This is a genomic window from Kribbella sp. NPDC051770, from assembly GCF_040681455.1.
Lineage (GTDB): Bacteria > Actinomycetota > Actinomycetes > Propionibacteriales > Kribbellaceae > Kribbella.
The window spans coordinates 616,338-637,410 of record NZ_JBFAYT010000001.1 but is presented as its reverse complement, the minus strand read 5'-3'; the positions used below and the strand labels follow the sequence as shown (position 1 = coordinate 637,410).

The 21,073-nt window shown below is 70.4% G+C and carries 14 protein-coding genes; 8 read left to right on the top strand and 6 right to left on the bottom strand.

The window, feature by feature from the left end:
• The first annotated feature begins 71 nt into the window (after positions 1–71).
• Complete coding sequence (locus tag AB0M01_RS02965) at positions 72–3,737, top strand: S8 family serine peptidase (RefSeq protein WP_363665169.1); 3,666 nt, start codon at positions 72–74, stop codon at positions 3,735–3,737.
• 17 nt (positions 3,738–3,754) lie between these two features.
• Here the strand turns inward: AB0M01_RS02965 and AB0M01_RS02960 are convergent, their stop codons facing one another.
• The gene (locus AB0M01_RS02960; RefSeq protein WP_363665168.1) at positions 3,755–4,273 is read right to left on the bottom strand and encodes a hypothetical protein; all 519 of its coding nucleotides are present in this window, start codon (positions 4,271–4,273) and stop codon (positions 3,755–3,757) included.
• 98 nt (positions 4,274–4,371) lie between these two features.
• Between AB0M01_RS02960 and AB0M01_RS02955 the strand changes: the two genes are divergently transcribed.
• On the top strand, positions 4,372–5,334 hold the full coding sequence (locus tag AB0M01_RS02955; RefSeq protein ID WP_363665167.1) for a CoA ester lyase: 963 nt from the start codon (positions 4,372–4,374) through the stop codon (positions 5,332–5,334).
• A gap of 98 nt (positions 5,335–5,432) precedes the next feature.
• Here AB0M01_RS02955 and AB0M01_RS02950 read toward each other — a convergent pair whose 3' ends face one another.
• Entirely contained in the window at positions 5,433–6,101 is a 669-nt protein-coding gene (locus AB0M01_RS02950) for a peptidylprolyl isomerase (RefSeq protein WP_363665166.1), read from the bottom strand.
• A gap of 147 nt (positions 6,102–6,248) precedes the next feature.
• On the opposite strand from AB0M01_RS02950, the gene AB0M01_RS02945 reads away from it, so the two are divergent.
• Together AB0M01_RS02945 and AB0M01_RS02940 are read left to right on the top strand one after the other, a co-directional pair.
• The gene (locus AB0M01_RS02945) at positions 6,249–7,763 is read left to right on the top strand and encodes a serine/threonine-protein kinase (RefSeq protein ID WP_363665165.1); all 1,515 of its coding nucleotides are present in this window, start codon (positions 6,249–6,251) and stop codon (positions 7,761–7,763) included.
• 190 nt (positions 7,764–7,953) lie between these two features.
• Positions 7,954–9,144 (top strand): acyl-CoA dehydrogenase family protein, encoded by a 1,191-nt coding sequence (locus AB0M01_RS02940; protein WP_363665164.1) that lies wholly within the window; start codon positions 7,954–7,956, stop codon positions 9,142–9,144.
• Between the two features lie 29 nt (positions 9,145–9,173).
• On the opposite strand, the gene AB0M01_RS02935 is transcribed toward AB0M01_RS02940, so the two are convergent.
• Entirely contained in the window at positions 9,174–10,157 is a 984-nt protein-coding gene (locus AB0M01_RS02935) for a winged helix-turn-helix domain-containing protein (protein ID WP_363665163.1), read from the bottom strand.
• A 203-nt stretch (positions 10,158–10,360) separates the two neighbouring features.
• On the opposite strand from AB0M01_RS02935, the gene AB0M01_RS02930 reads away from it, so the two are divergent.
• Together AB0M01_RS02930 and AB0M01_RS02925 are read left to right on the top strand one after the other, a co-directional pair.
• Positions 10,361–13,144 carry a BTAD domain-containing putative transcriptional regulator gene (locus AB0M01_RS02930; RefSeq protein WP_363665162.1) on the top strand — a complete coding sequence of 928 codons (2,784 nt, stop codon included), beginning with the start codon at positions 10,361–10,363 and terminating at the stop codon, positions 13,142–13,144.
• A gap of 2 nt (positions 13,145–13,146) precedes the next feature.
• The gene (locus AB0M01_RS02925) at positions 13,147–15,885 is read left to right on the top strand and encodes a BTAD domain-containing putative transcriptional regulator (RefSeq protein WP_363665161.1); all 2,739 of its coding nucleotides are present in this window, start codon (positions 13,147–13,149) and stop codon (positions 15,883–15,885) included.
• On the opposite strand, the gene AB0M01_RS02920 is transcribed toward AB0M01_RS02925, so the two are convergent.
• On the bottom strand, positions 15,875–16,894 hold the full coding sequence (locus AB0M01_RS02920; protein WP_363665160.1) for a winged helix-turn-helix domain-containing protein: 1,020 nt from the start codon (positions 16,892–16,894) through the stop codon (positions 15,875–15,877). The two genes, AB0M01_RS02925 and AB0M01_RS02920, sit on opposite strands and share 11 nt — an antisense overlap.
• Positions 16,895–16,955: 61 nt before the next feature.
• Positions 16,956–18,065 carry a magnesium and cobalt transport protein CorA gene (locus AB0M01_RS02915; protein WP_363665159.1) on the bottom strand — a complete coding sequence of 370 codons (1,110 nt, stop codon included), beginning with the start codon at positions 18,063–18,065 and terminating at the stop codon, positions 16,956–16,958.
• Positions 18,066–18,164: 99 nt separating this feature from the next.
• On the opposite strand from AB0M01_RS02915, the gene AB0M01_RS02910 reads away from it, so the two are divergent.
• The gene (locus tag AB0M01_RS02910) at positions 18,165–18,680 is read left to right on the top strand and encodes a phage holin family protein (protein WP_363665158.1); all 516 of its coding nucleotides are present in this window, start codon (positions 18,165–18,167) and stop codon (positions 18,678–18,680) included.
• A 77-nt stretch (positions 18,681–18,757) separates the two neighbouring features.
• Positions 18,758–19,261, top strand: coding sequence for a MaoC family dehydratase (locus AB0M01_RS02905; protein ID WP_363665157.1), 504 nt, complete (start codon positions 18,758–18,760; stop codon positions 19,259–19,261).
• Here AB0M01_RS02905 and AB0M01_RS02900 read toward each other — a convergent pair.
• Positions 19,258–21,069: a xylan 1,4-beta-xylosidase gene (locus tag AB0M01_RS02900; protein WP_363665156.1), complete on the bottom strand. Its 1,812-nt coding sequence runs from the start codon at positions 21,067–21,069 to the stop codon at positions 19,258–19,260. The two genes, AB0M01_RS02905 and AB0M01_RS02900, sit on opposite strands and share 4 nt — an antisense overlap.
• Positions 21,070–21,073: the final 4 nt, after the last annotated feature.

Below are 21,073 nucleotides of genomic sequence, written 5' to 3'. Positions count from 1 at the left end.
CAGATCGATGGCAGCGGGCGGGGCGCCACGCGTGTAATGCGGGGAACCCCTGCACCCCTCTTGGAGTCCCCTTGTCCCGATTCCGCACCAACGGCCGTGGAGTGGTGGCGCTCGGCGTCACGCTCGCGCTGCTCACCGCGGCCTGGCCCGCCCCGGCCGAGGCCGCCCCGACTCTGCCCAGCACCAGCACAAGCAGCAGCACCGGCAAGACCCGGACCGTCACCCTGATCACCGGCGACAAGGTCACCGCGACCACCACCGCCGACGGCCACACCACCGCCACCGTCCAGAAGCCCACCGGCGGCCCGGCCGGCGCGCACATCATGACGGTCGGCAAGGACACCTACGTCTACCCCGACGCCGCCATGCCGTACGTCGCCTCCGGTGTGCTGGACGAGGGCCTGTTCAACGTCTCCGACCTGATCGCCGACGGCTACGACGACGCCAAGACGCCCCGGCTGCCGCTGATCGTCTCCTACACCGACGCCGCCGCCCGCAAGCAGGCGGTGCCGCCCGGTGCCCGGCGTACGCGCGCACTGAGCAGCATCCAGGGCGCCGCGCTGGAGGCTGACCGCAGCGAGTCGTTCTGGTCCGCTGTCACCAGCAAGTCGGCCGGGATCGCCAAGGTCTGGCTGGACGGCAAGGTGAAGGCGTCGCTGGCCGACACCACCGCGCAGATCGGCGCGCCGGAGGTCTGGCAGGGCGGCAACACCGGCCAGGGCGTCGACGTCGCCGTACTGGACACCGGCATCGACGCCCAGCACCCGGACGTCGCGGGGCAGATCAAGGCGTCGGAGAGCTTCGTACCGGGTCAGGACGTCACCGACCGGCACGGCCACGGCACCCACGTCGCCTCGACCATCGCCGGAACCGGCGCGGCCTCCGGCGGCAAGGAGCAGGGCGTCGCGCCCGGCGCGGGCCTGCGGATCGGCAAGGTCCTCGGCGACGACGGCGGCGGCCAGGACTCGTGGATCCTCGCGGGCATGGAGTGGGCCGCCCGCGACCAGCACGCCAAGGTGATCAACATGAGCCTCGGCTCGGAGGCCGCGTCCGACGGGACCGACCCGCTGAGCCAGGCGGTCAACCGGCTGAGCGCCGAGACCGGTGCGCTGTTCGTCATCGCCGGCGGCAACACCGGGCCCGCGCCGTACAGCATCGGTGCTCCTGGTGCGGCCGACGCCGCGCTGACCGTTGGTGCGGTCGACACCTCCGACCGGCTGGCCGGCTTCTCCAGCCGTGGGCCGCGGCTCGGAGACTCGGCGCTGAAGCCGGAGCTGATCGCGCCGGGCGTCGACGTACTGGCTGCTCGGTCGCAGTACGCGCCGGAGGGGGAGGGATCGTACCTGACCATGAGTGGCACCTCCCAGGCGACGCCGCACGTCGCTGGTGCAGCTGCACTGCTGGCCAAGGTGCACCCCGACTGGACCGGTGCGCAGCTGAAGGACGCACTGGTCAGCACCACCAAGCGCACCGCCGCCATCAGCCCGTACGCCGGTGGCAGCGGCCGCCTCGACGTCGCCAACGCGGTCAGGAGCACGGTGTTCGCCACCGGCTCGGCCTTCCTGTTCGCGAAGTTCCCCTATCCGTCCAGCGGCGTGCAGACCAAGGACGTCGTCTACACCAACACCGCGGCCGAGCCGGTCACGTTGAACCTGGCAGTGACCGCTCCTGGCGTTCCTGCCGGGCTGCTGACGCTCACGTCGTCGCAGGTGACCGTGCCCGCGCACGGGACCGCGACGGTCGGCGTACAGGCGCATCTGGACCTTGCTGTCGAGGACGCCGGCTACAGCGCGATGCTGACCGCCACTGGTCCTGCTGGTGAGCTGCACACGCCAGTTGGTGTCAGCAAGCAGAGCGAGCGCGTCAACCTGACGATCAACGGCAAGGACCGCGACCGCTCGGCACTGCCCGGTGTAGTGATCATGAAGGACGTCCTCCGCGACACCGTCCCGAAGGCCTACCTGGTCGACGACACCGGCCGCCTGGACCTCAGCATCCGCCCCAGCACGTACGCCGTCTGGATGTACGCCGACGTCGCCGGGCTCGACGGACCGCACTCACTGGCTCGGGCCCTGCTCAGCGAGCCCGAGCTGGTGCTCAGCAAGGACCGGACGCTCACCTTCGACGCCTCCGCGCTGCGCAAGGTCGGCGCGGTCGCGCCGCAGCCGACCACCAACAACGGCGTACGGATCGACCAGTACCGCAGCTACCCGGACCTGCACGAGTTCTTCGACAGCTACCAGCTGGAGTGGTGGCGGTACGACAGCGTCTGGGCGACGCCGACCCGCAAGGTGACCCAGGGGTCGTACACGTTCACCAGCCGCTGGCGCGAGCAGCAGCCCGCGGTGACGATTGCCTCGGGCAACCACTCGTGGACGCCGCAGGTGCAGAGCCTGTCACCGAAGCTCAAGGCGAGCAACGGCGCGAGCACGCTGGTCTACCTGGGCAAGGGAACGGCGCAGGACTTCCAGCGCACCTCTGTCCGCGGCAAGGTCGCCGTGGTGCTCCGCAACGACCAGGTGGCGGCAGTGGACCAGGCCAAGGCGGCGGCGAAGGCCGGCGCCAAGCAGTTGCTGATCATCCACGACGGGTACGGCGTACTGGATGCCTGGGCCGACCTGCCGCTGGAGGACGCGCCGACGCTTCCGGTCGCTTCGCTGCCGACTGATGCCGGGAAGCGGCTGCTGTTGGAGCTGCGGCACGGCTCCCGGACGGTCAAGCTGACGTCGCATCCGTACCCGGAGTACCTGTACGACCTAGTGCAGCACCACGAGGGTGCGATCCCGCGCGACCCCGGCTACCGGCCGAGCACGCGGGACCTGGCGCGGCTGGACGAGTCCTACCGCGACGTGATGCCGGGCGAGGCGCTGGACGTGCGCTACGACCTGTCGCCCGACGGCAGCTGGGCGGTCGGTCCGGCGAGCACGGTGGTGCTCGCGCAGGGCGACCACACGGTGTGGGTGACCGCTGGTCCGAAGGTGAAGTGGCTGACGCAGGCGGTGGTGCCGGGCGACCTCAGCGAGTTCGGTTCGGCGCGGGCCTACCCGGCACGCAGTACCACAAAGGAGACTTGGTTCGCCGGGATCCGGCGGCCGCGGCTGCTGAGCGACAACCCGATGTCGACGCCGCCGTCCCGGATCGGCGACCTCGTCAACGTCTTCGGGCTGCCTGCGTGGGGCACCGGCGCTCACGAGGGCACCGCGTTCGGGGAGCTCACGCTGAAGACAGCGTTGTACCAGGGCGACACCCTGGTCAGCGAGGGCTCCGACTTCCTGTTCGCAGAGGTCTCGCCGGAGCGGCTGCCGTACCGGCTGGACGTGGACAGCAGTCGCGTCCTGCCGACCCGGCCGTACTCGCCGAAGACGCACACCGAGTGGGGCTTCCTGTCGGCGCAGGGCGACTACACCCAGCTGGAGACGCTCCCGCTGATCCAGCTGGACTACAGCGTCGCCACTGACGTGTCGGGCCGGGCGCACCGGCGTACGAGCGTGTCGGTGACGCCGTCGCACCTGCCGGGCGCAGTGGGAGCCAGCAAGATCAGCAGCGCCTCGCTGGAGGTCTCGTACGACGACGGCGCGAGCTGGCGGACGCTGCGGACCGACCGCTCGGGCTCGACCTGGCGGGCGCAGGTGGACGCGCCGTCGAAGGCGCGGTACGTCACCCTGCGCACCGCCGCGCGGGACGCGGCAGGCAACAGCGTGGTGCAGACGGTCGACCGCGCGTTCGGCCTCCGCTAGTAGGGCCGGCCGCCGCCTCAGCTCAGCTTGGGGCGGCGGCTCGCTCGGCGGTGCAGGGTGATCGGCCGCTTGCCTCTGGTCGTTGCTGACGTCTCCGGCGGAGTCACCGCGGGGTGGGCGTCGTCGTACGTGCTGGTGATCGCGCCGGTCGGCTCCAGCACCAGCAGGTCGGTCTGGGTCTGCCAGCGGTCCAGCTGGTTGCCCAGACCGGCGGCGTTGAGGCGCTCGGTCCGCAGCACGAGCGCAGCAGCGGTCCACTCCTCGCTGCCGGGCTCCAGGCGACGTACGGTCGCGCCCCACGCCGACAGGCGACTCGTGGCGGGCTTGGCCGGTACGACGACCTCGATTGCGGTCGCGTCGACCAGCCCGGGCAGCGGCTGCTCGGCGCTGCCGTCGCGGTCCGCCAGGACGACGTACGAGCCGTCGACCGCGGCGAACCAGGCCGGGACCGCCCTGCGCCCGTCCCAGGCCAGCCAGACCAGTCCGGCCTTCTTCATCACGGCCGCGATCTCCGTCACAGCCTCCTCGCGCGTCATCGCATCAGGGTGTCACAGTGAGCGATGTCACCGGGCGCCGCGCGCGGGTTTCGCCGTACGCTGCCGGTGACCGGTGAGTAACCAAGGCGGAGGTCGAGATGTCCGAGCAGGTTCTGCGCAGCAGAAGGTCGTGCCTGGCGACACCGGGGTCGAACCCGCGGTTCCTGGCCAAGGCGAAGGGGCTGGACGCCGACCAGGTGTTCCTCGACCTGGAGGACTCGGTCGCGCCGATCGCCAAGGTGGACGCCCGCAAGAACATCGTCGCCGCGCTGAACGAGGGCGGCTGGGGCAACAAGGTCCGGGTCGTCCGCGTGAACGACTGGACCACCGAGTGGACCTACGCCGACGTGATCGAGGTCGTCTCCGGCGCCGGAGCGAACCTGGACTGCATCATGCTGCCGAAGGTGGAGACCGCCGAGCAGGTGGTCGCGCTCGACCTGCTGCTCACCCAGCTGGAGAAGGTGCACGGCTACGAGCCGGGCCGGATCGGCATCGAGGCGCAGATCGAGAACGCCCTCGGCCTGACCAACGTGAACGCGATCGCCACCGCCTCGCCGCGGGTCGAGACGATCATCTTCGGCCCGGCCGACTTCATGGCCTCGATCAACATGAAGTCGCTGGTGGTCGGCGAGCAGCCGCCCGGCTACGACGTCGGCGACGCCTACCACTACATCCTGATGCAGATCCTGATGGCGGCCCGCGCGCACGGCAAGCAGGCCATCGACGGCCCGTACCTGCAGATCAAGGACGTCGACGGCTTCCGCCGCGTCGCCGGCCGCTCGGCCGCCCTCGGCTTCGACGGTAAGTGGGTCCTGCACCCCGACCAGATCGCCGCCGCCAACGAGGTCTACTCGCCCCGCCAGGACGACTACGACCACGCCGAGAACATCCTCGACGCCTACGACCACTTCACCTCGGCCGCCGGCGGCGCCCGCGGCGCGGTCATGCTCGGCGACGAGATGATCGACGAGGCCAGCCGCAAGATGGCACTGGTGATCTCCGCCAAGGGCCGCGCCGCCGCGATGACCCGCACGAACGTCTGGCAGCCGCCCGCCGACTGACCTCCAGCGTCCGAAGAAACCTGATGCGTCCGAAGAACCCGTGGCTATAGCGCTCGGGTCTTCGGACGCATTGCGGTTGTTCGGACGTTACAGCGGGGTCAGTGGCCGAGGGTGAGGACCTTCAGGATGCGGACCGGGCGGTTGGGCGGGCCGTCCTGGTCGGGGTCGGCGATGCCGGCGGCCAGGATGCGGTCGAAGGTGGACATGCCGAAGGTGACGTGACCGAGGACCGTGTAGTTCGGGTCGATGTTGGCGAAGGAGTGGACGACGAAGAACTCCGAGCCGTTGGTGCCGGGGCCTTGGTTGCCGTAGGCAACGGTGCCGCGCGGGTAGGTCTCGGTGCCGTCGACCTCGTCGGGGAACTTGTAGCCCGGGCCGCCCTCCTCCTGGCGGTAGATGTCACCGCACTGCAGGACGCCGAGGCGGGTCGAGTTGGTCAGCCGGAAGCACTGGGTGCGGTCGTAGAAGCGGCTCTGCACCAGGTGCACGAAGTTGTGTACGCCGCAGGGCGCGGTCGCGCGGTTCATCCGGACCACGAACGGGCCGTAGTTGGTGACGAAGAAGACGTCGACGGTGCCCTTGGCCTTCGCGGTCGCCCTCGGCACCGTGACCGGCTTGGCGGCCGGGTTCTCCGGGGTGGGGGTGAACTCGCACTTCACCGTCGGAGCCGAAGGGCGGCCGGCGGGCGCTGCGAAGGCGGGCGTCGTGGTCAGCGTCGCGGCGAGCAAGGTCGTCGCGATCAAAGCAGGGACAAGTGATCGCTTCATGCGATCAACCTAGTACGCGCCGTCGCCACGAGCACCCGGAAACCGGGCAGGAGCAGGTTAAGACCGTCCAGTACGGCGTCCGACGGCTCGCCTCAACGCCCGCGGGCACCTAAGGTAGGGCGGCGATCCGGCCCGAAGCTGACTGTTGTGAGGTTTTCTGTGAACGGCGAGGTACTCGCAGGGCGTTACCGCTTGATCGGCCTGCTCGGGCGAGGTGGTGCCGGTGAGGTCTGGCGGGGCGAGGACACGGTGCTCGCGCGCCCGGTGGCGATCAAGCTGCTGCGCGCGCTCGACGGCGACCCCATGGACGCGGTGCAGCGCTTCCGGATCGAGGCCCAGGCCGCCGCCCGGCTGCAGCACCCGAACGTCGTCGCGACGTACGACGTGGGTGCGGCCGACGACCAGGTGTTCCTGGTGATGGAGCTGGTCACCGGCACCGACCTGGCGCAGCTGATGCGCAGCAAGGGCCTGCCGGGCACCAAGCTGGTCGCCGACATCGCCGTCCAGGGCGCCCGCGCGCTGGACGCCGCGCACGGCGCCGGCATCATCCATCGCGACGTGAAGCCCGGCAACCTGCTGATGGCTGCCGACGGCACGTTGAAGATCACCGACTTCGGCCTGGCCCACGCCGGTGAGCTCAACGGCGCCACCGGCCAGGTCCTGCTCGGTACGGCGGCTTACATCTCCCCGGAGCAGGTCACCGGCGGCGCGGCGACGACCGCCAGCGACTGGTACTCGCTCGGCTGCGTCCTGTACGAACTGCTCGAGGGCGTCCCGCCGTACGTCGCGGACAGCGTCGAGGGTGTGCTGCGTCAGCACCTGGAGGCCCCGATCCCGGAGGTCCGGCCGACGGAAGAGGTCCCCGGCCTGGCCGCGCTGGTCGAGCGCATGCTCGCCAAGAACCCGGCGCAGCGCCCGTCGTCGTCCGCCGACGTGCTGGCACTGCTGAACGGACAGGTCAGCAACTCCACCCAGGTGCTGCCCTTCGCGGCAGGAGCTGTCGGCGCGGCGCCCCTTCCTGCCCTGGACGCCGAGCTGCTCGGCGCACCCGTCGACGACGACCGCGAGCCGCCCACGGCGTCCCACGCGGCCCCGCGCGACCGGTCCCTGCTCACCAAGGTCCTGGTCGGCGCCGCCGTACTCGTTGTCGGTGTGATGGCTGCTGCGCTGCTGCGTGAAGGCGTCTCGCAGGAACCGCCGGCACAAGCAGGCGGTACGCCGACGGTCACCCCGACCGTCGCCGCGAAGGTGACCACGAAGCCCAAGGCGACGCCCACTCCGACGCCGAAGCCGAAGCCCACGCCGACGCCGTCGAAGCCGCCGAAGAAGACCCCGAAGCCGCCGGTGGAGACCGGCACGATGGCTCAGCTGCGCTCGCTGGCCCAGCTGCTCCGGCAGGGCGACCATGTCAGCCGGCCGGTGCGTGAGGCGGCCAAGGACCTCGACCAGGCGGCCAAGGCGCTCGGCGACGGGCACGAGGGCCAGGCGGGCGAGCAGTACCGCAGCGCTCTGCGCAGGTTGGGTACGGCGCAGCGGAGCAACCAGTGGCAGCCGACGCCGCAGGAGTTCGTGCTGATCGCGGCGATCAACCGTGACCTCGGCCGGGCCGGCTACGGCCAGGGTGGCGGCGACAACGAGGACGAGCGCGACTCCGACGAGTAGACCGAGCCTGCCTCGGGAAACGAGGGTGGGCTTCGGTGGCGACTACTCGGAGCGGGTGTACCAGTAGGCGTACTGGGCGTGAGGCACCTGACGGGATTCAGGTGGTCGGTGTCACAGCGGGTGTCGGGGTGTACCGGGATGCTGGTGAGTCGCGATACTCGCGAGTAAGCCGAGCCGAGGAGCCGCCGAGATGAGCAGGTTGCAGCAGACCGAGGGACTGACCGACGTCCAGGAGGAGATCCTGAAGACGGTCCGGGCCTTCGTCGAGGCCGAGATCCTGCCGGTCGCCACCGAGCTGGAGCACAAGGACGAGTACCCGACGCAGATCGTCGAGGGCCTCAAGGAGCTCGGCCTGTTCGGCCTGATGATTCCCGAGGAGTACGGCGGTCTGGGCGAGTCGCTGCTCACCTACGCGCTCTGCGTGGAGGAGATCGCCCGCGGCTGGATGAGCGTGTCCGGCATCATCAACACGCACTTCATCGTCGCGTACATGCTGCTCCAGCACGGCACCGACGAGCAGAAGCAGAAGTACCTGCCGCGGATGGCGACCGGTGACGTGCGCGGCGCGTTCTCGATGTCCGAGCCGGGCTGCGGCTCCGACGTGTCGGCGATCAAGACCAAGGCCGTGAAGAACGGTGAGAGCTACACGATCAACGGCCAGAAGATGTGGCTGACCAACGGCGGCTCGTCGAACCTGGTCGCCGTGCTGGTGAAGACCGACGAGGGCCAGGACTCGGTCTACAAGAACATGACCACGTTCCTGGTCGAGAAGGAGCCGGGCTTCGGCGAGGTCGACAAGGGCCTCAGCGTGCCGGGCAAGATCGAGAAGATGGGCTACAAGGGGGTCGACACCACCGAGCTGATCTTCGACGGGTACGAGATCGGCGAGGGCCAGATCCTCGGCGGCGTTCCGGGCAAGGGTTTCTACCAGATGATGGACGGGGTCGAGGTCGGCCGCGTCAACGTCGCCGCCCGCGGCTGCGGCGTGGCCCGGCGGGCCTTCGAGCTGGGCATCTCCTACGCCCAGCAGCGGGAGACGTTCGGCAAGAAGATCGCCGACCACCAGGCGGTGCTGTTCCGGCTGGCCGACATGGCGGTCAAGGTCGAGGCCGCGCACGAGCTGATGGTGAAGGCGGCCCGGAAGAAGGACGCCGGCTCACGCAACGACTTCGAGGCCGGGGTCGCCAAGTACCTGGCCAGCGAGTACTGCGCGCAGGTGGTGGAGGACTCCTTCCGGATCCACGGCGGCTACGGGTTCTCCAAGGAGTACGAGATCGAGCGCCTGTACCGGGAGGCGCCGATGCTGCTGATCGGTGAGGGGACGGCCGACATCCAGCGGATGATCATCGGCCGCCGGCTGCTCGAGGACTACAAGCTCTGACCACCCGCAGGCGGCGGGACCCGGCCTGATCATCCGATCGGTGTCCCGCAGCCGTCGAGGATCATCCGGCCGAGGGTGGTCAGGTCGTGGCGCACGGCCTGGCCGGCCCGGCGGGTGGTGATCAGCCCGGCCTCGCGCAGGATGCCCGCCTGGCGGCTGGCCCCGGCCAGCGAGATGCTGCAGCGCTGGGCGAGCTCGGTCGTCGTACAGCCGTCTGCGATCGCCTCGAGCGCCGCTGCCCGGGTGCTGCCGAGCAGTGCGGCCAGCGGGCGCGAGCGCTGCTCGGCCAGGCCGCGGCGGAGTGCGCCGGGGCCGTGCTTGACCGGGTAGACCAGGACCGGCGGCAGGTTCGGGTCGAGCAGCTTGGTCGGCGTACGCCAGCAGAACACCGAGGGCTGGAGGCGGAGCCCCCGGCCTTCCAGGTGCAGGTCCTGGTCCGGCAGGCCGTCGACAGTGAGGACCTGGGACTCCCAGCGGACAGTGGGGTGGATGTGGCCGAGCAGCTGGTCGACTCCGGCACCGGAGAGGTGGCTGACCTTCTGCTGGTGGTCGGCGCGGACCATCGACCGCATCGACTCCCAGTACGGCGCGATGGTCGACTGGTGGTATGTGTGCATGGCCTGGCCGAGGCCCTTGACCGCTTCCGTACGTCCGCCGACCAGCTCCCGGGTCCAGCTCGACCCCGGACGCCGTACGGCGAGCAGCTCGAGCTCCCGCTGGAAGCGGTTGCGCGAGGTGGACAGGACCCGTTCCACGCCCTCCTCGAAGCTCCCGGACTGGTGTGCCGGGGTCAGGAAATCGGGGGAGTAGCCGCGCGGAGGCGCCAGGTGCAGCAGCTTGGTCGCCGGCCTGGGCAGCTGCCGGCGGGCCCGGTCGCGCCAGTGGCCGTACTGGGCCGTTCCGTCCTGGACCTGCAGCTGGTGCAAGCTCAACAGGACCTCCCAGAGCGGGTCCGGTTCTTCGGCGACAGTGGTTCGAGCCAGGTCCTGACTGGTGAAGTGAATCCGCAGCACGACAGGTACTCCTCTCTCCACCACCCATCGTGCAAGCAGGGTCCTGTCAACTTCCTGTCACCGGTCGCGCCGCCCCTGTTCGGTGCGCTAACGGGCAACCCGTGCGGGAAAGCGCTTGTCACCGCTCGTCACCGAGGGTGGCGAAGAATGGTTGGAAATCGATCCCACGCGCTATCCTCCGGGCACCTGGGGAGCGGAGACAGATGACGGCAAGAGGGCTGGAGCGGCCGCAGGTCGCCATCCGGTTGCTCGGTGCTGTCTCGGTACGGCTCGACGGCCGTCCGGTCGAGGTGGGTGGAGAGCGGGTGCGCGCCCTGCTCGCGGTCCTCGCGCTGGCCGGTGGGGAGCCGCTGCCGACCCCCGCGCTGGCCGAGCGGGTCTGGGGTGACGACCCGCCGGCGAACATCGGTCCGAGCCTGCACACGCTGGCCAACCGGCTGCGCCGCGCGATCGGCGCCGACCTGGTCGTCAGCGGTACGGCGGGCTACAGCCTGCGGATCACCCCGGACGACGTCGACGCGCTGCGCTTCGTCAGCCTGGTCCGGAGCACGGTGAACAGCGACGATCCGGAGCGGGAGTCTGCCGTACTGGTGGAGGCGCTGGGCCTGTGGGCCGGGCGGCCGTTCGAGGGGGTGCGGTCGGACTGGCTGGAGTCCAGCGAAGGGCCGCGGCTGCAGGAGCAGTACCTGGCGGCCGTCGAACGCCGCGTCGACCTCCGGGTCGACGACCGCGAGTACGGCGAGGTGCTGGGCGAGCTGCTCGACCTGACGACGGCGTACCCGTTGCGGGAGTCGCTGTGGGTCCGGCTGCTCCGGCTGCTCGCCAGAGCGGGCCGTACGGCGGAGGCACTCGAGCTGTACGAGTCGGTGCGGGTGCGGATCGCCGACGAGCTCGGTGTGGATCCCGGTACCGAGCTGCGCGCGGTGTACGCCGCCCTGCTGGACAGCGATCCAGTGGCGCCGCCGCAGAAGGTCGTGCCGCGCCAGCTACCCGCCGATGTGCCGGGCTTCACCGGCCGCGGGGCGTCGCTGGAGCAGCTGGACGGCGTACTGGCTGGGTGGGATCCGGACGGGGCTGCTGTGCTCGTGGCGATCGACGGGACCGGCGGAGTCGGCAAGACGACGCTGGCCGTGCACTGGGCGCACAGCGTTCGCGCGCACTTCCCGGACGGCCAGCTGTACGTGAACCTGCGCGGCTACAGCGCGGGCGGTCTGCTCCAGCCGGAGAACGCGCTGGAGCAGCTGCTGCACGGGCTCGGGGTGCCGGTCAGCGAGATGCCCAAGGACGTCGAGGCCAGGTCGGCGCTGTTCCGCTCGACAGTCGCGGAGCGCCGGATGCTGCTGGTGCTCGACAACGTCCGGAACGTCGCCCAGGTCCGTCCGCTGCTTCCGGGCGCCGGTGGCTTCGTCCTGGTCACCAGCCGCAACCAGCTGCGCGGTCTGGTCGCCCGCGAGGGTGCGCAACGCCTCAGCCTCGGCCCGATGTCCGCCGAGGAGTCCACAGCCCTGCTGGCCATCGCAGTCGCCGACCGCCCGTACGACGTGACCGAGCTGACCGCCTTCGCCGAGCTGTGCGGGCGGCTGCCGCTCGCACTGGTGATCGCTGCCGAGCGCGCGGGGCGCAGCGCGGGCTCTGACCTTGCAGCCATCACCCGACAGCTTGCGGAGACCGGTGACCGGCTGGACGAGCTGGAGATCGCCGACGACGAGCTGAGCAGCGTCCGGGCCGCGCTGTCCTGGTCGTACCAAGCGTTGGCACCTGAAGCGGCCCGGCTGTTCCGGCTGCTCGGTGTCTACCCCGCACCGGTGTTCGGCCGAGCAGCAGCTGCGGCGCTGGCCGCGCTCGACGACGTGACGGCCGAGCGGCTGCTGGACCACCTGGTCGAAGTGAACCTGGTGGAGCTGGTCGAGCCGGGCCGCTACCAGCTGCACGACCTGCTCCGGCTGTACGCCGCGGGGCTCGCCGACGACTCCGAGGAGAGCCGGGACGCGCTGGCCCGGTCGCTGGACTGGCTGGCGCAGAGCGCTCTGTCCGCCCAGATCACCCGCCGCAACAAGGCCCGCAGGGTGCTGCTCGACCCGCTGCCCGGCGTACGGGCGGTGCAGTTCGTGGGGGACGCCGATGCACTGGCGTGGTTCGACCGGGAGTGGCCGACGATGGTCGCTGCGATCTTCGCCGGGGCAGAGCGCGGGCATGACCGCCTGGTGGCCTGTCTGGGCAGTGCACTCTGGGACTACCTCGATCAGGGCCGCTCACCCAGTCCTGAGTCGGTCGCGGCGCACGAGACCGCCGTACAGGCGGCTCAGCGGACCGGGGAGCCGCTGCTGGAGGCGGTCGTCACCAACCAGTCGGCGGTCAGCTTCGGCATGTCCGGCCGGTACGCCGAGTCGCGGGACCAGTTCCTGCGTGCGCTGGAGCTGTTCACGATCCTCGGAGAGCGGTCGGGGATGGCCAAGGTGCACAGCAACCTCGGCATCACCTACAAGCGTCTCGGTGACCTGGAGCTGTCGCTGGAGCACCTGCAGACCGGGCTGACGGTGAACGACGACGTGACGTCGATCGGCGGCACCTACAACAACCTGTCCACCACCTACTACGCACTCGGTCGGTACGACGAGGCGATCGCCGCCGCCCGCGAGGCGATCGGACTGGCCCGCCGGACCGGCCATGCCCGCGGCGAGGCCGACGCGCTGGACTCGCTCGGCATGGCGCAGCTCGCCGGTGGCCAGTTCGAGCAGGCTGTGGCCAGCCTGGAAGAGGCGGTGCGGATGTGCGGTGAGCTGCAGCTCGGCGCACTCGAGGTGCCGACACTGATCAGCCTCGGGGACGCGTACGACGCCTGCCACCGGCCGACCGACGCCGTCAACGCCTGGCAGCGCGCCCTGGAGGCGGCTGACCGGTACGGGCCGTCGACGTACTTCAAGCGCGATGAGATCCTCGAACGACTTGGCACGGGAGCGGCAGCGGAAGGCCGGGACGCGGTGTGAGCATGGAGGTGCAGCTGCTCGGTGGGGTGTCGGTGCGGCTGGACGGGCGCAGCGTCGAGCTCGGTGGCGACCGGCTGCGGTCGCTGCTGGCGATCCTGGCCCTGACCGCCGGGGAGAGTGTGCCGACGCCGCTGCTCGTCGAGCGGATCTGGGGCGAGGCGCCGCCGGCCAACGCCGCGCCGAGCCTGCACACGCTGGTCACCCGGCTGCGGCGAGCGGTCGGAGCCGATCTGGTGACCACTGGTCCGACCGGCTACAGCCTGCGCGTGGAGCCCGAGCAGGTCGACGTACTGCGGTTCGGTCGGCTGCTGCGGACCGCTGCTCAGTCCATCGAGCGCTCGCAGGAGCGAGCGGCGATCGACGCGGCGCTGGCGCTGTGGACCGGTCGCCCGTTCAACGGCGTGCGGTCGGACTGGTTGGAGTCGATCGAGCTGCCGCGCCTGGAGGAGCAGTACCTGGCGGCTGTCGAGCGCCGCTTCGACCTCCGGTCGCTGGACCGCTCGTCGCAGAACCGTGGCGAGGAGCTGTCCGAGCTGCGCCGGCTCACTGCGGCGTACCCGCTGCGCGAGTCGCTCTGGGCGCGCTTCCTGCGCCTGCTGGCCCGCAGCGGCCGCACGGCCGAGGCCTTGGAGCTGTACGACGAGATGCGCGGCCGCATAGCCGACGAGCTCGGTGTCGACCCGGGCGCCGAGCTACGAGCCGTGTTCGACGAGCTGACCGGTGCCCGGAGCCGGCCGTCCCGCCGGGTCGCGCCGAGCCAGCTGCCGTCGGACGTGCTCGCGTTCACCGGCCGCAAGGCGCTCCTGGCCGAGCTGGACGACGTACTGGCCGGCCGTGACCCGGAGAGCACTGTGGCGGTGGTGCTCCATGGCCCGGGCGGTGTCGGGAAGACCAGCCTGGCGGTGCACTGGAGTCACCTGGTCGCGGAGCAGTTCCCGGACGGGCTGCTGTTCGTGGACCTCGGTGGCTACGGGCCGGGCGCGCCGGTGGATCCGTCGGTGGCGCTGGGGTATCTGCTGCATGCTCTCGGCGTACCGGCTTCGCAGATCCCGGCGGAGGTCGGTGGACGCAGCGCGCTGCTGCGGTCGACGCTCGCTGGTCAGCGGGTGCTGCTGGTGCTCGACAACGCGCTCAACGCGGAGCAGGTTCGGCCGCTGCTGCCAGGGATGGGTGCGGTCGTGCTGATCACCAGCAGGAGCAGGCTGCGCGGCCTGGTCGCGCGGGAGGGCGCTCGGCAGGTCGCGATCGACCAGCTGTCGGCAGCAGACGCGAGAAGCTTGCTGACCGGCCGCATCGGGCTGCCGGAGACCGGGAACGTGCAGCTGCTCGACCAGCTGGCTGAGCGCTGCAACCACCTGCCGCTGGCGCTGGTGATCGCAGCAGAGCAGGTGGCCAGGCGGTCCGGGTCGGCGCTGGCTGAGCTGGTCGGTGAGCTGACAGAGCACCAGCTGGACGCGTTCGACGCCGGCGACGACCCGGCGACCGATCTGCGCGCAGTGTTCTCCTGGTCGTTCCGGACCCTCGACCCGGAGGCTGCGCGGTTCTTCCGGATGCTCAGCATCTACCCGTGGCGGCGGTTCGGCCCGCAGGCCGCTGCTGCGCTCACCGGTCACGACGACCGGACCGCCGGCAAGCTGCTGCGGCGTCTGGCGGACCTGCACCTCGCGGTGGAGACGAGCGCGAACAGGTTCCAGCTGCACGACCTGCTCCGCGCGTACGCCGCTGAGGAGCTGGCGAAGGCCACCGATGACGTCGATGCGGCCTGGGAGCGCCTGCTGGACTGGGCGGTGCAGTCAGCGGTCGCTGGGCGGCTGGTGCTCGGGGAGCCCCAGAAGCTCCACTACGTCGAGGACCCACTGCCGGGGACCGTGACGCTCACGTTCGCCGACCAGCCGGCCGCCCGGGCCTGGTTCGACCTGGAGCTGCGCGGGCTGATGGCGATGGTGACCGGCGGCGCTGCTCGCGGGCTGCACGCGCAGGCAGCCCGGCTCGCGCTGCTGCTGTGGAACGCACTGGCGCGACTGGTGAGCCCTGACGAGGCGCTGGCGATCCAGCGGGTCGCAGCCGAGTCAGCGCGCGTGGTCGGGCACCCGATGCTGGCAGCGCTGGCGACGAACCAGCTGGCGACCAGCCACGGCGCCAAGGGTGACCTCGAGCAGGCGGACGCGGAGTTCACCAAGGCGCTGCGGATGTTCACCGAGATCGGCAACCAGGCCGGTGTCGCGCTGATCCGCGGCAACCTCGGCTTCCTGCGGCAGCTGGAGGGCCGGTTCGACGAGTCGGTCGAGCACCAGCGGGCGGCGCTGGAGATCACCCGGGCCAACGGCGACGACCACGCGACCGCCGGGCTGCTGAACAACCTGGCGATGACCTACAACGAGTCCGGCCGGTACGCCGAGGCGCGGCTGACCGCGATCGAGTGCATCCGGATCAGCGAGGACCTGGTCGACCAGCGGCCGCTGTGCTTCGTCCTGGACACTCTGGGCCAGGCGTACGTCGGGCTCGGCGAGGTGGAGCTCGCGACCGAGCGGTTCGCCGCCGCGGTGATGCTGAACCTGAAGCTCGGCAGCCCGGTCGCCGCGGTCGGCTCGCAGATCAGGCTCGGCCAGGCCTGGCAGGGCACCGACGACGCCGCGGCCGAGCAGGCGTGGATCTACGCGCTGGAGCTGATCGACGACCACGGCCAGAGCCTGCTGGACGACGTACGGGCCGAGGTGGAGGACCTGCTCGCTAGGACGTGACGACGGGGCGGTTGTCGTGCCGCAGGCCGCCGGAGCCGTACCCGGCGAGCAGCCAGATGCCCAGCTGGGTCACCTCGTGCCGCACCGAGGCGCCGGCGCGGCGGGTGGTGATCAGCCCGGCCTCCCGCAGCACGGTCGCCTGGTGGCTGGCCGCCGCGGGGGAGATCTTGCAGCGCTTGGCCAGCTCGGTCGTCGTACAGCCCTCGACCGCGGCCTCCAGCGCGGCAGCGCGCGTCGTACCGAGCAGGGAGCCGAGGGCGTCGGACGGGTGGTACCCGTCGGAGGACTGCCGCAGGATGCCCGGTGCGTGCTGGATCGGGTAGACCAGGATCGGCTTCAGCCCCGGGTCGCGCAGCTTGGTCGGCACCTGCCAGCAGAACGCCGACGGCTGCAGCTCGATACCGCGGCCGTCCAGGTAGAAGTCGCGGTCGTTCATGTCGAGCACCTGCAGCACCGGAGCGACCCAGCGGACCCGCGGGTGCAGCGACGACAGCAGCCGGTCCACACCGTGCCGGGCGAGCGCGTCGCCGCGGTGCGCCTGGTCGGCGGCCACGTGCGTCCCGATCGACTTCCAGTACGGCGCGATGGCGGCGTCGTGGTAGGTCCGGATCGCGTGCCCCAGCTTGCGCATCGCGGCGCGGTCGCCCTTGGCCAGCTCCCGCGTCCAGGGCGAGCCCGGGCGGTACTTGCTGAGCAGGTCGAGCTCGGAGCGGACCTGCTGCTGCGGCGTGGACAGCGCTTTCTCCAGCGCGCTGTCGAAGTCGGCCGGGCAGTCGGCCGGGGTCAGGAAGTCGGGGGAGTAGCCGCGGGCCGGCATCAGCTCCAGCAGCAGCCGCATCTGGTCCGGCGCCACCTTGGTCCGGACGTGCCGCCGCCAGTCGTCGAAGACCAGCCGCCCGTCGGTGTGCTGCAGCATGTGCAGGCTGAGCAGGATCTCCCACAGCGGAGCGGGCTTGGTCGAGATCGTCACCCGGGCCAGGTCGCGCGGAGTGAAGTGGATGCGAAGCACGTGCCCCTCCCCAGCAGACGCTCTTGGCATTGAACCAAAAACACGGGAGGTAGCACAACAGCTACAACCAGTTGTTCTTCCGGAACAGGCGGTACAGCACCGTGCAGGCGACCAGCATCACGCCGAGCACCACGTAGTAGCCGTAGCTGGTGGTCAGGATCGGCATGTTCTCGAAGTTCATCCCGTAGACCCCGGCGATCAGCGTCGGGACCGCGATGATCGCGACCCAGGCCGAGATCCGGCGCATGTCCTCGTTCTCCGAGACCTGCACCTGAGCCAGACCGGCCTGCAGGATCGAGCTGAGCAGCTCGTCGAACGAGATCACCTGCTCCTTGACCCGGAGCAGGTGGTCGTCGACGTCGCGGAAGTAGTCCCGGGTCTCGTCGGCGATCATCGGGTGCCGCAGCGTCGCCAGCGCCCGCATCGGGCCGGTCAGCGGCGCCACCGCCCGTTTCAGCTCCAGCACCTCGCGTTTCAGCTGGTACACCCGGTCGATGTGCCGCCAGCCGCGCGGGCTGAACATCTCGATCTCGATCTGGTCGATGTCGGCCTGGACGGCGTCCGCGACGGCCAGGTAGCTGTCCACCACGTGGTCGGCGATCGCGTGCAGCACCGCGCCGGGCCCGGCGGCCAGCCGCTTCGGCTTCTCCTCCAGCAGCTGCCGCAGCCCGGCCAGCTCACCGTGGTCGCCGTGCCGGACGGTGATCACGAAGCCGGGGCCGCAGAACACCATCACCTCACCGGACTCGACCACCTCGCTGCTGGCGGTCAGGTCGTCGTGCGGCACGTACCGCACGGTCTTCAGTACGGCGAACAGCGTGTCGCCGTACCGCTCCAGCTTGGGCCGCTGGTGCGCCTCGGTCGCGTCCTCCAGCGCCAGCGGGTGCAGCCCGAACTCCTGCCCGATCACGGCCAGCTGGTGCTCGTTGGGCTGGAACAGGCCGATCCAGACGTACCCGTCACCGCGCCGGGCCCGCTGCAGGGCGTCGACGTAGTTCCCGTCGCGGGTGTCCCGGCGGCCGTCGCGGTAGTAGGCCCAGTCGATCAGGGCGCCGTCCAGCTTCCCGCTGGCGACCAGGTCGAACGCGGGGGCGTCGGGGGCCGCCGGACGGCGGGCGAACACCCGTCCGACGCGCCGTGACGCGCCCATGTCCCACCTTCGTCCGGTCATCGACGCGAGGCTATCAACGCCCCGCCGGTGTGGCTGCCGCGCTGTCCTTACCAAGCGTCGGCAATGATGGGACGGAAGCAACAGCGGAGAGGAACGACGATGACCACCCAGGGCATGCCCTCGATGGACCCCCGCCCGACGGGGCTGACGATCGGCACGTACGACACCTACCTGCAGGCGCAGCGAGCGGTCGACTACCTCTCGGACGAGAAGTTCCCGGTGGAGCACACCACGATCGTCGGCAACAACCTGCGCCAGGTCGAGAAGATCACCGGCCGGCTGACCTGGGCCCGGGCGCTGACCGCCGGCCTGGCCAGCGGCGCCTGGTTCGGCCTGTTCGTCGGCGTGCTGCTCGGCCTGTTCACCAGCGACGGCGGCTGGCTGGCCGCACTGCTCACCGGCGTCGTGCTCGGCGCGATCTTCGGCATGGCGTTCGGCGCGATCGGCTACGCCCAGCTCGGCGGCCGCCGCGACTTCACCTCGCGCACCGCGGTGGTCGCGACGACGTACGACGTGCTCTGCGACTTCAAGTTCGCCGAGGAGGCCCGCAACCACCTGGCCAAGCTGGCGCTGAAGGGTGAGGTCACGCCGCGCCTGCCCGAGCAGAGCAACTGAGACCAACACCACTGGGTGTTGGGGCTGCGCTGAGTGCTCCGGGACCGGCAGCATGGGCCGGGACGGAAGGAGCACGGATGCAGTTCGGGCGCAGTTACGAGGAGTTCGAGGTCGGGGCCGTGTACAAGCACTGGCCCGGCAAGACGGTCACCGAGTACGACGACCACCTGTTCTGCCTGCTCACCATGAACCACCACCCGCTGCACCTGGACAGCCACTACGCCGAGGGCAGTACCCAGTTCGGCAAGAACGTTGTGGTCGGCAACTACATTTACTCGATCCTGCTCGGGATGTCGGTCCCGGACGTGAGCGGCAAGGCGATCGCCAACCTGGAGATCGAGTCGCTGCGGCACGTCGCCCCGACCTTCCACGGCGACACCATCTACGGCGAGACCGTGGTGCTCGACAAGTGGGAGTCGAAGTCCAAGGACGACCGCGGCGTCGTGCACGTGGAGACCAAGGGCTACAAGCAGGACGGCACCGTCGTCTGCCTGTTCAGGCGCAAGGTGATGGTCCCGAAGAACTCCTACCTGGAGGCGCGAGGCGGCGAACAGCCGGGCCGCCCCACGCCTCTCAGCTAGACCGGCCGAAATTCGACCAGTACGGCGGACGGCATCGCCAGCGTCAGCCGTACGCAGTCCCCATCCCGGGTCACGCGCTCGCTCCGCAGTACTGAGTGCTGTGCCAACTGGCTCCACTGGTCATCAGTCGGCCAGTCGCCGATACCCAGTGCAGTTGCTGCAGCCACCAGGTCTCCTGAACCCTCAGGAGTCAGGTAGGTCGCAGTAGCGGTCCAGCTGTCGTCCACACCCGGCACTGACAGCTCCACGACCCGGCTGAGCTCCTCAGCACCCGTGGCCTTCGTCTGGTCCAGCGTCAGGTTCCACACCAGCACCGCCACCCGGTCGCGGTCCCGCGAAGCCCACGTCTCCACCAGGCTCCCCGCACCATCACCCTCAGCAGTAGCCGGCAGCTCCACCGGCCCCAGCCGGCTCAGCAGCGACATGGCGTGGAAGCGCGGCTTCGGCAGCCCGCCGACCGTCTGCAGCCCGAAGCCGCCGTGCAGCAGCCGCGGCGGCCGGCCCAGCTCCTCGAAGTGGTCCGACGCGACCCAGTACGCCAGCGCGTCCACCCGCCCGGCGGCCGACTTCATCCCGCGCAGCAGGAACACCCCGGAGAACACCGAGTCGTTGATCGGGTTGAAGTGCGTCGGCGTCACCCCCCACTCCGTCCACAGGATCCGCGCGTCCCCGAACCCGTGCCGCTCCAGCGAGGCCCGTACGTCGAGCGGCGGGCTCCCGTAGGTGTGCGTCGACACGAAGTCCACCGGCGACCCGACCGCCGCGGCGTGCGCCAGCAGGTCGTCGACCCAGCCGGCAGCAGCCGACGACGGCCCACCAACAGCCAGCCGCGGATCGACCGCCTTCACAGCAGCGGCCGAAACGTCGTACAAACGCATCCACTCGGCCTTGGTGCCGGACCAGAACACCTCGAGGTTCGCCTCGTTCCACACCTCGAAGTCCCACCCGAGCACCTCGTCCAGCCCGTACCGCTCGACCAGGTGCCACACCAGAGCAGAGACGAGCTCGCCCCACCGCTCGTACGAGTGCGGCGGCGAGATGATCGCGCCGTACTCGAAGACCGTCTTCGTGGGATCCGACGCCAGATCCCGCGGCATGAACCCCAGCTCCACCACCGGCCGCAGCCCCAGCCCCAGCAGTTTGTCGTAGATCTTATCCACAACCGTGAAGTCGTAGACCGGCGAACCATCGACCTCGGTGTAGACGCGCGTGTCGTCGTGGAAGATCGCGTGCGCCCGCACCGTCCGGACGCCGATCTCGTCGTGCATCCGCTGCAGCGCCCGCTCCAGCTCCGGCCCGATCTCGCGACCACTACTCAGGTCGGTGCACAGCAGCTGGCTCAGCCGCTCGCTACCCACCATCGGCACCCAGGGCCGAGGCAGCTCGACTCCCTCGGCCACCGCGTCGACAGCGACCCGCACCACCGGCACCGACCCGTCAGCAACCAGCGGCACCGCGCCCACGACCTCGCTGGCGCGCCCAGCGACCGTCACCTCCGGCACACTCGCCACCGCGTACCTGTACGCCGTACCAGGCGTGCACGTCGTGTCCACGTACGGCGGCAGCGGCACGGACAGCACGTCGCCGCTGTGGTGGTCGACCGGCTCTAGCGGCCCGTCCTCGGTGCCGCGCAGGATCAGGTACCCGACCGCACCGGGCACCAGCGACCAGTCGACCGTGACCTGGCCGGCGCCACCGACCGCGCTCACCTCCTTCGGCGGGTCCAGGTCCGGGAAAGTGAACTCCCGGTCCTCGTCGCTGCGGAGCGCGATCCGTGCGTCCCAGTCGGCCTTGGCGTCGTTCTGCATGCTT

Bases quoted from the DNA above. Each gene is read 5' to 3' on its own strand.
- AB0M01_RS02960 (WP_363665168.1), bottom strand. From the start codon at position 4,273: ATGACGCGCGAGGAGGCTGTGACGGAGATCGCGGCCGTGATGAAGAAG.
- AB0M01_RS02955 (WP_363665167.1), top strand. From the start codon at position 4,372: ATGTCCGAGCAGGTTCTGCGCAGCAGAAGGTCGTGCCTGGCGACACCG.
- AB0M01_RS02950 (WP_363665166.1), bottom strand. From the start codon at position 6,101: ATGAAGCGATCACTTGTCCCTGCTTTGATCGCGACGACCTTGCTCGCC.
- AB0M01_RS02940 (WP_363665164.1), top strand. From the start codon at position 7,954: ATGAGCAGGTTGCAGCAGACCGAGGGACTGACCGACGTCCAGGAGGAG.
- AB0M01_RS02930 (WP_363665162.1), top strand. From the start codon at position 10,361: ATGACGGCAAGAGGGCTGGAGCGGCCGCAGGTCGCCATCCGGTTGCTC.
- AB0M01_RS02925 (WP_363665161.1), top strand. From the start codon at position 13,147: ATGGAGGTGCAGCTGCTCGGTGGGGTGTCGGTGCGGCTGGACGGGCGC.
- AB0M01_RS02915 (WP_363665159.1), bottom strand. From the start codon at position 18,065: ATGACCGGACGAAGGTGGGACATGGGCGCGTCACGGCGCGTCGGACGG.
- AB0M01_RS02910 (WP_363665158.1), top strand. From the start codon at position 18,165: ATGACCACCCAGGGCATGCCCTCGATGGACCCCCGCCCGACGGGGCTG.
- AB0M01_RS02905 (WP_363665157.1), top strand. From the start codon at position 18,758: ATGCAGTTCGGGCGCAGTTACGAGGAGTTCGAGGTCGGGGCCGTGTAC.
- AB0M01_RS02900 (WP_363665156.1), bottom strand. From the start codon at position 21,069: ATGCAGAACGACGCCAAGGCCGACTGGGACGCACGGATCGCGCTCCGC.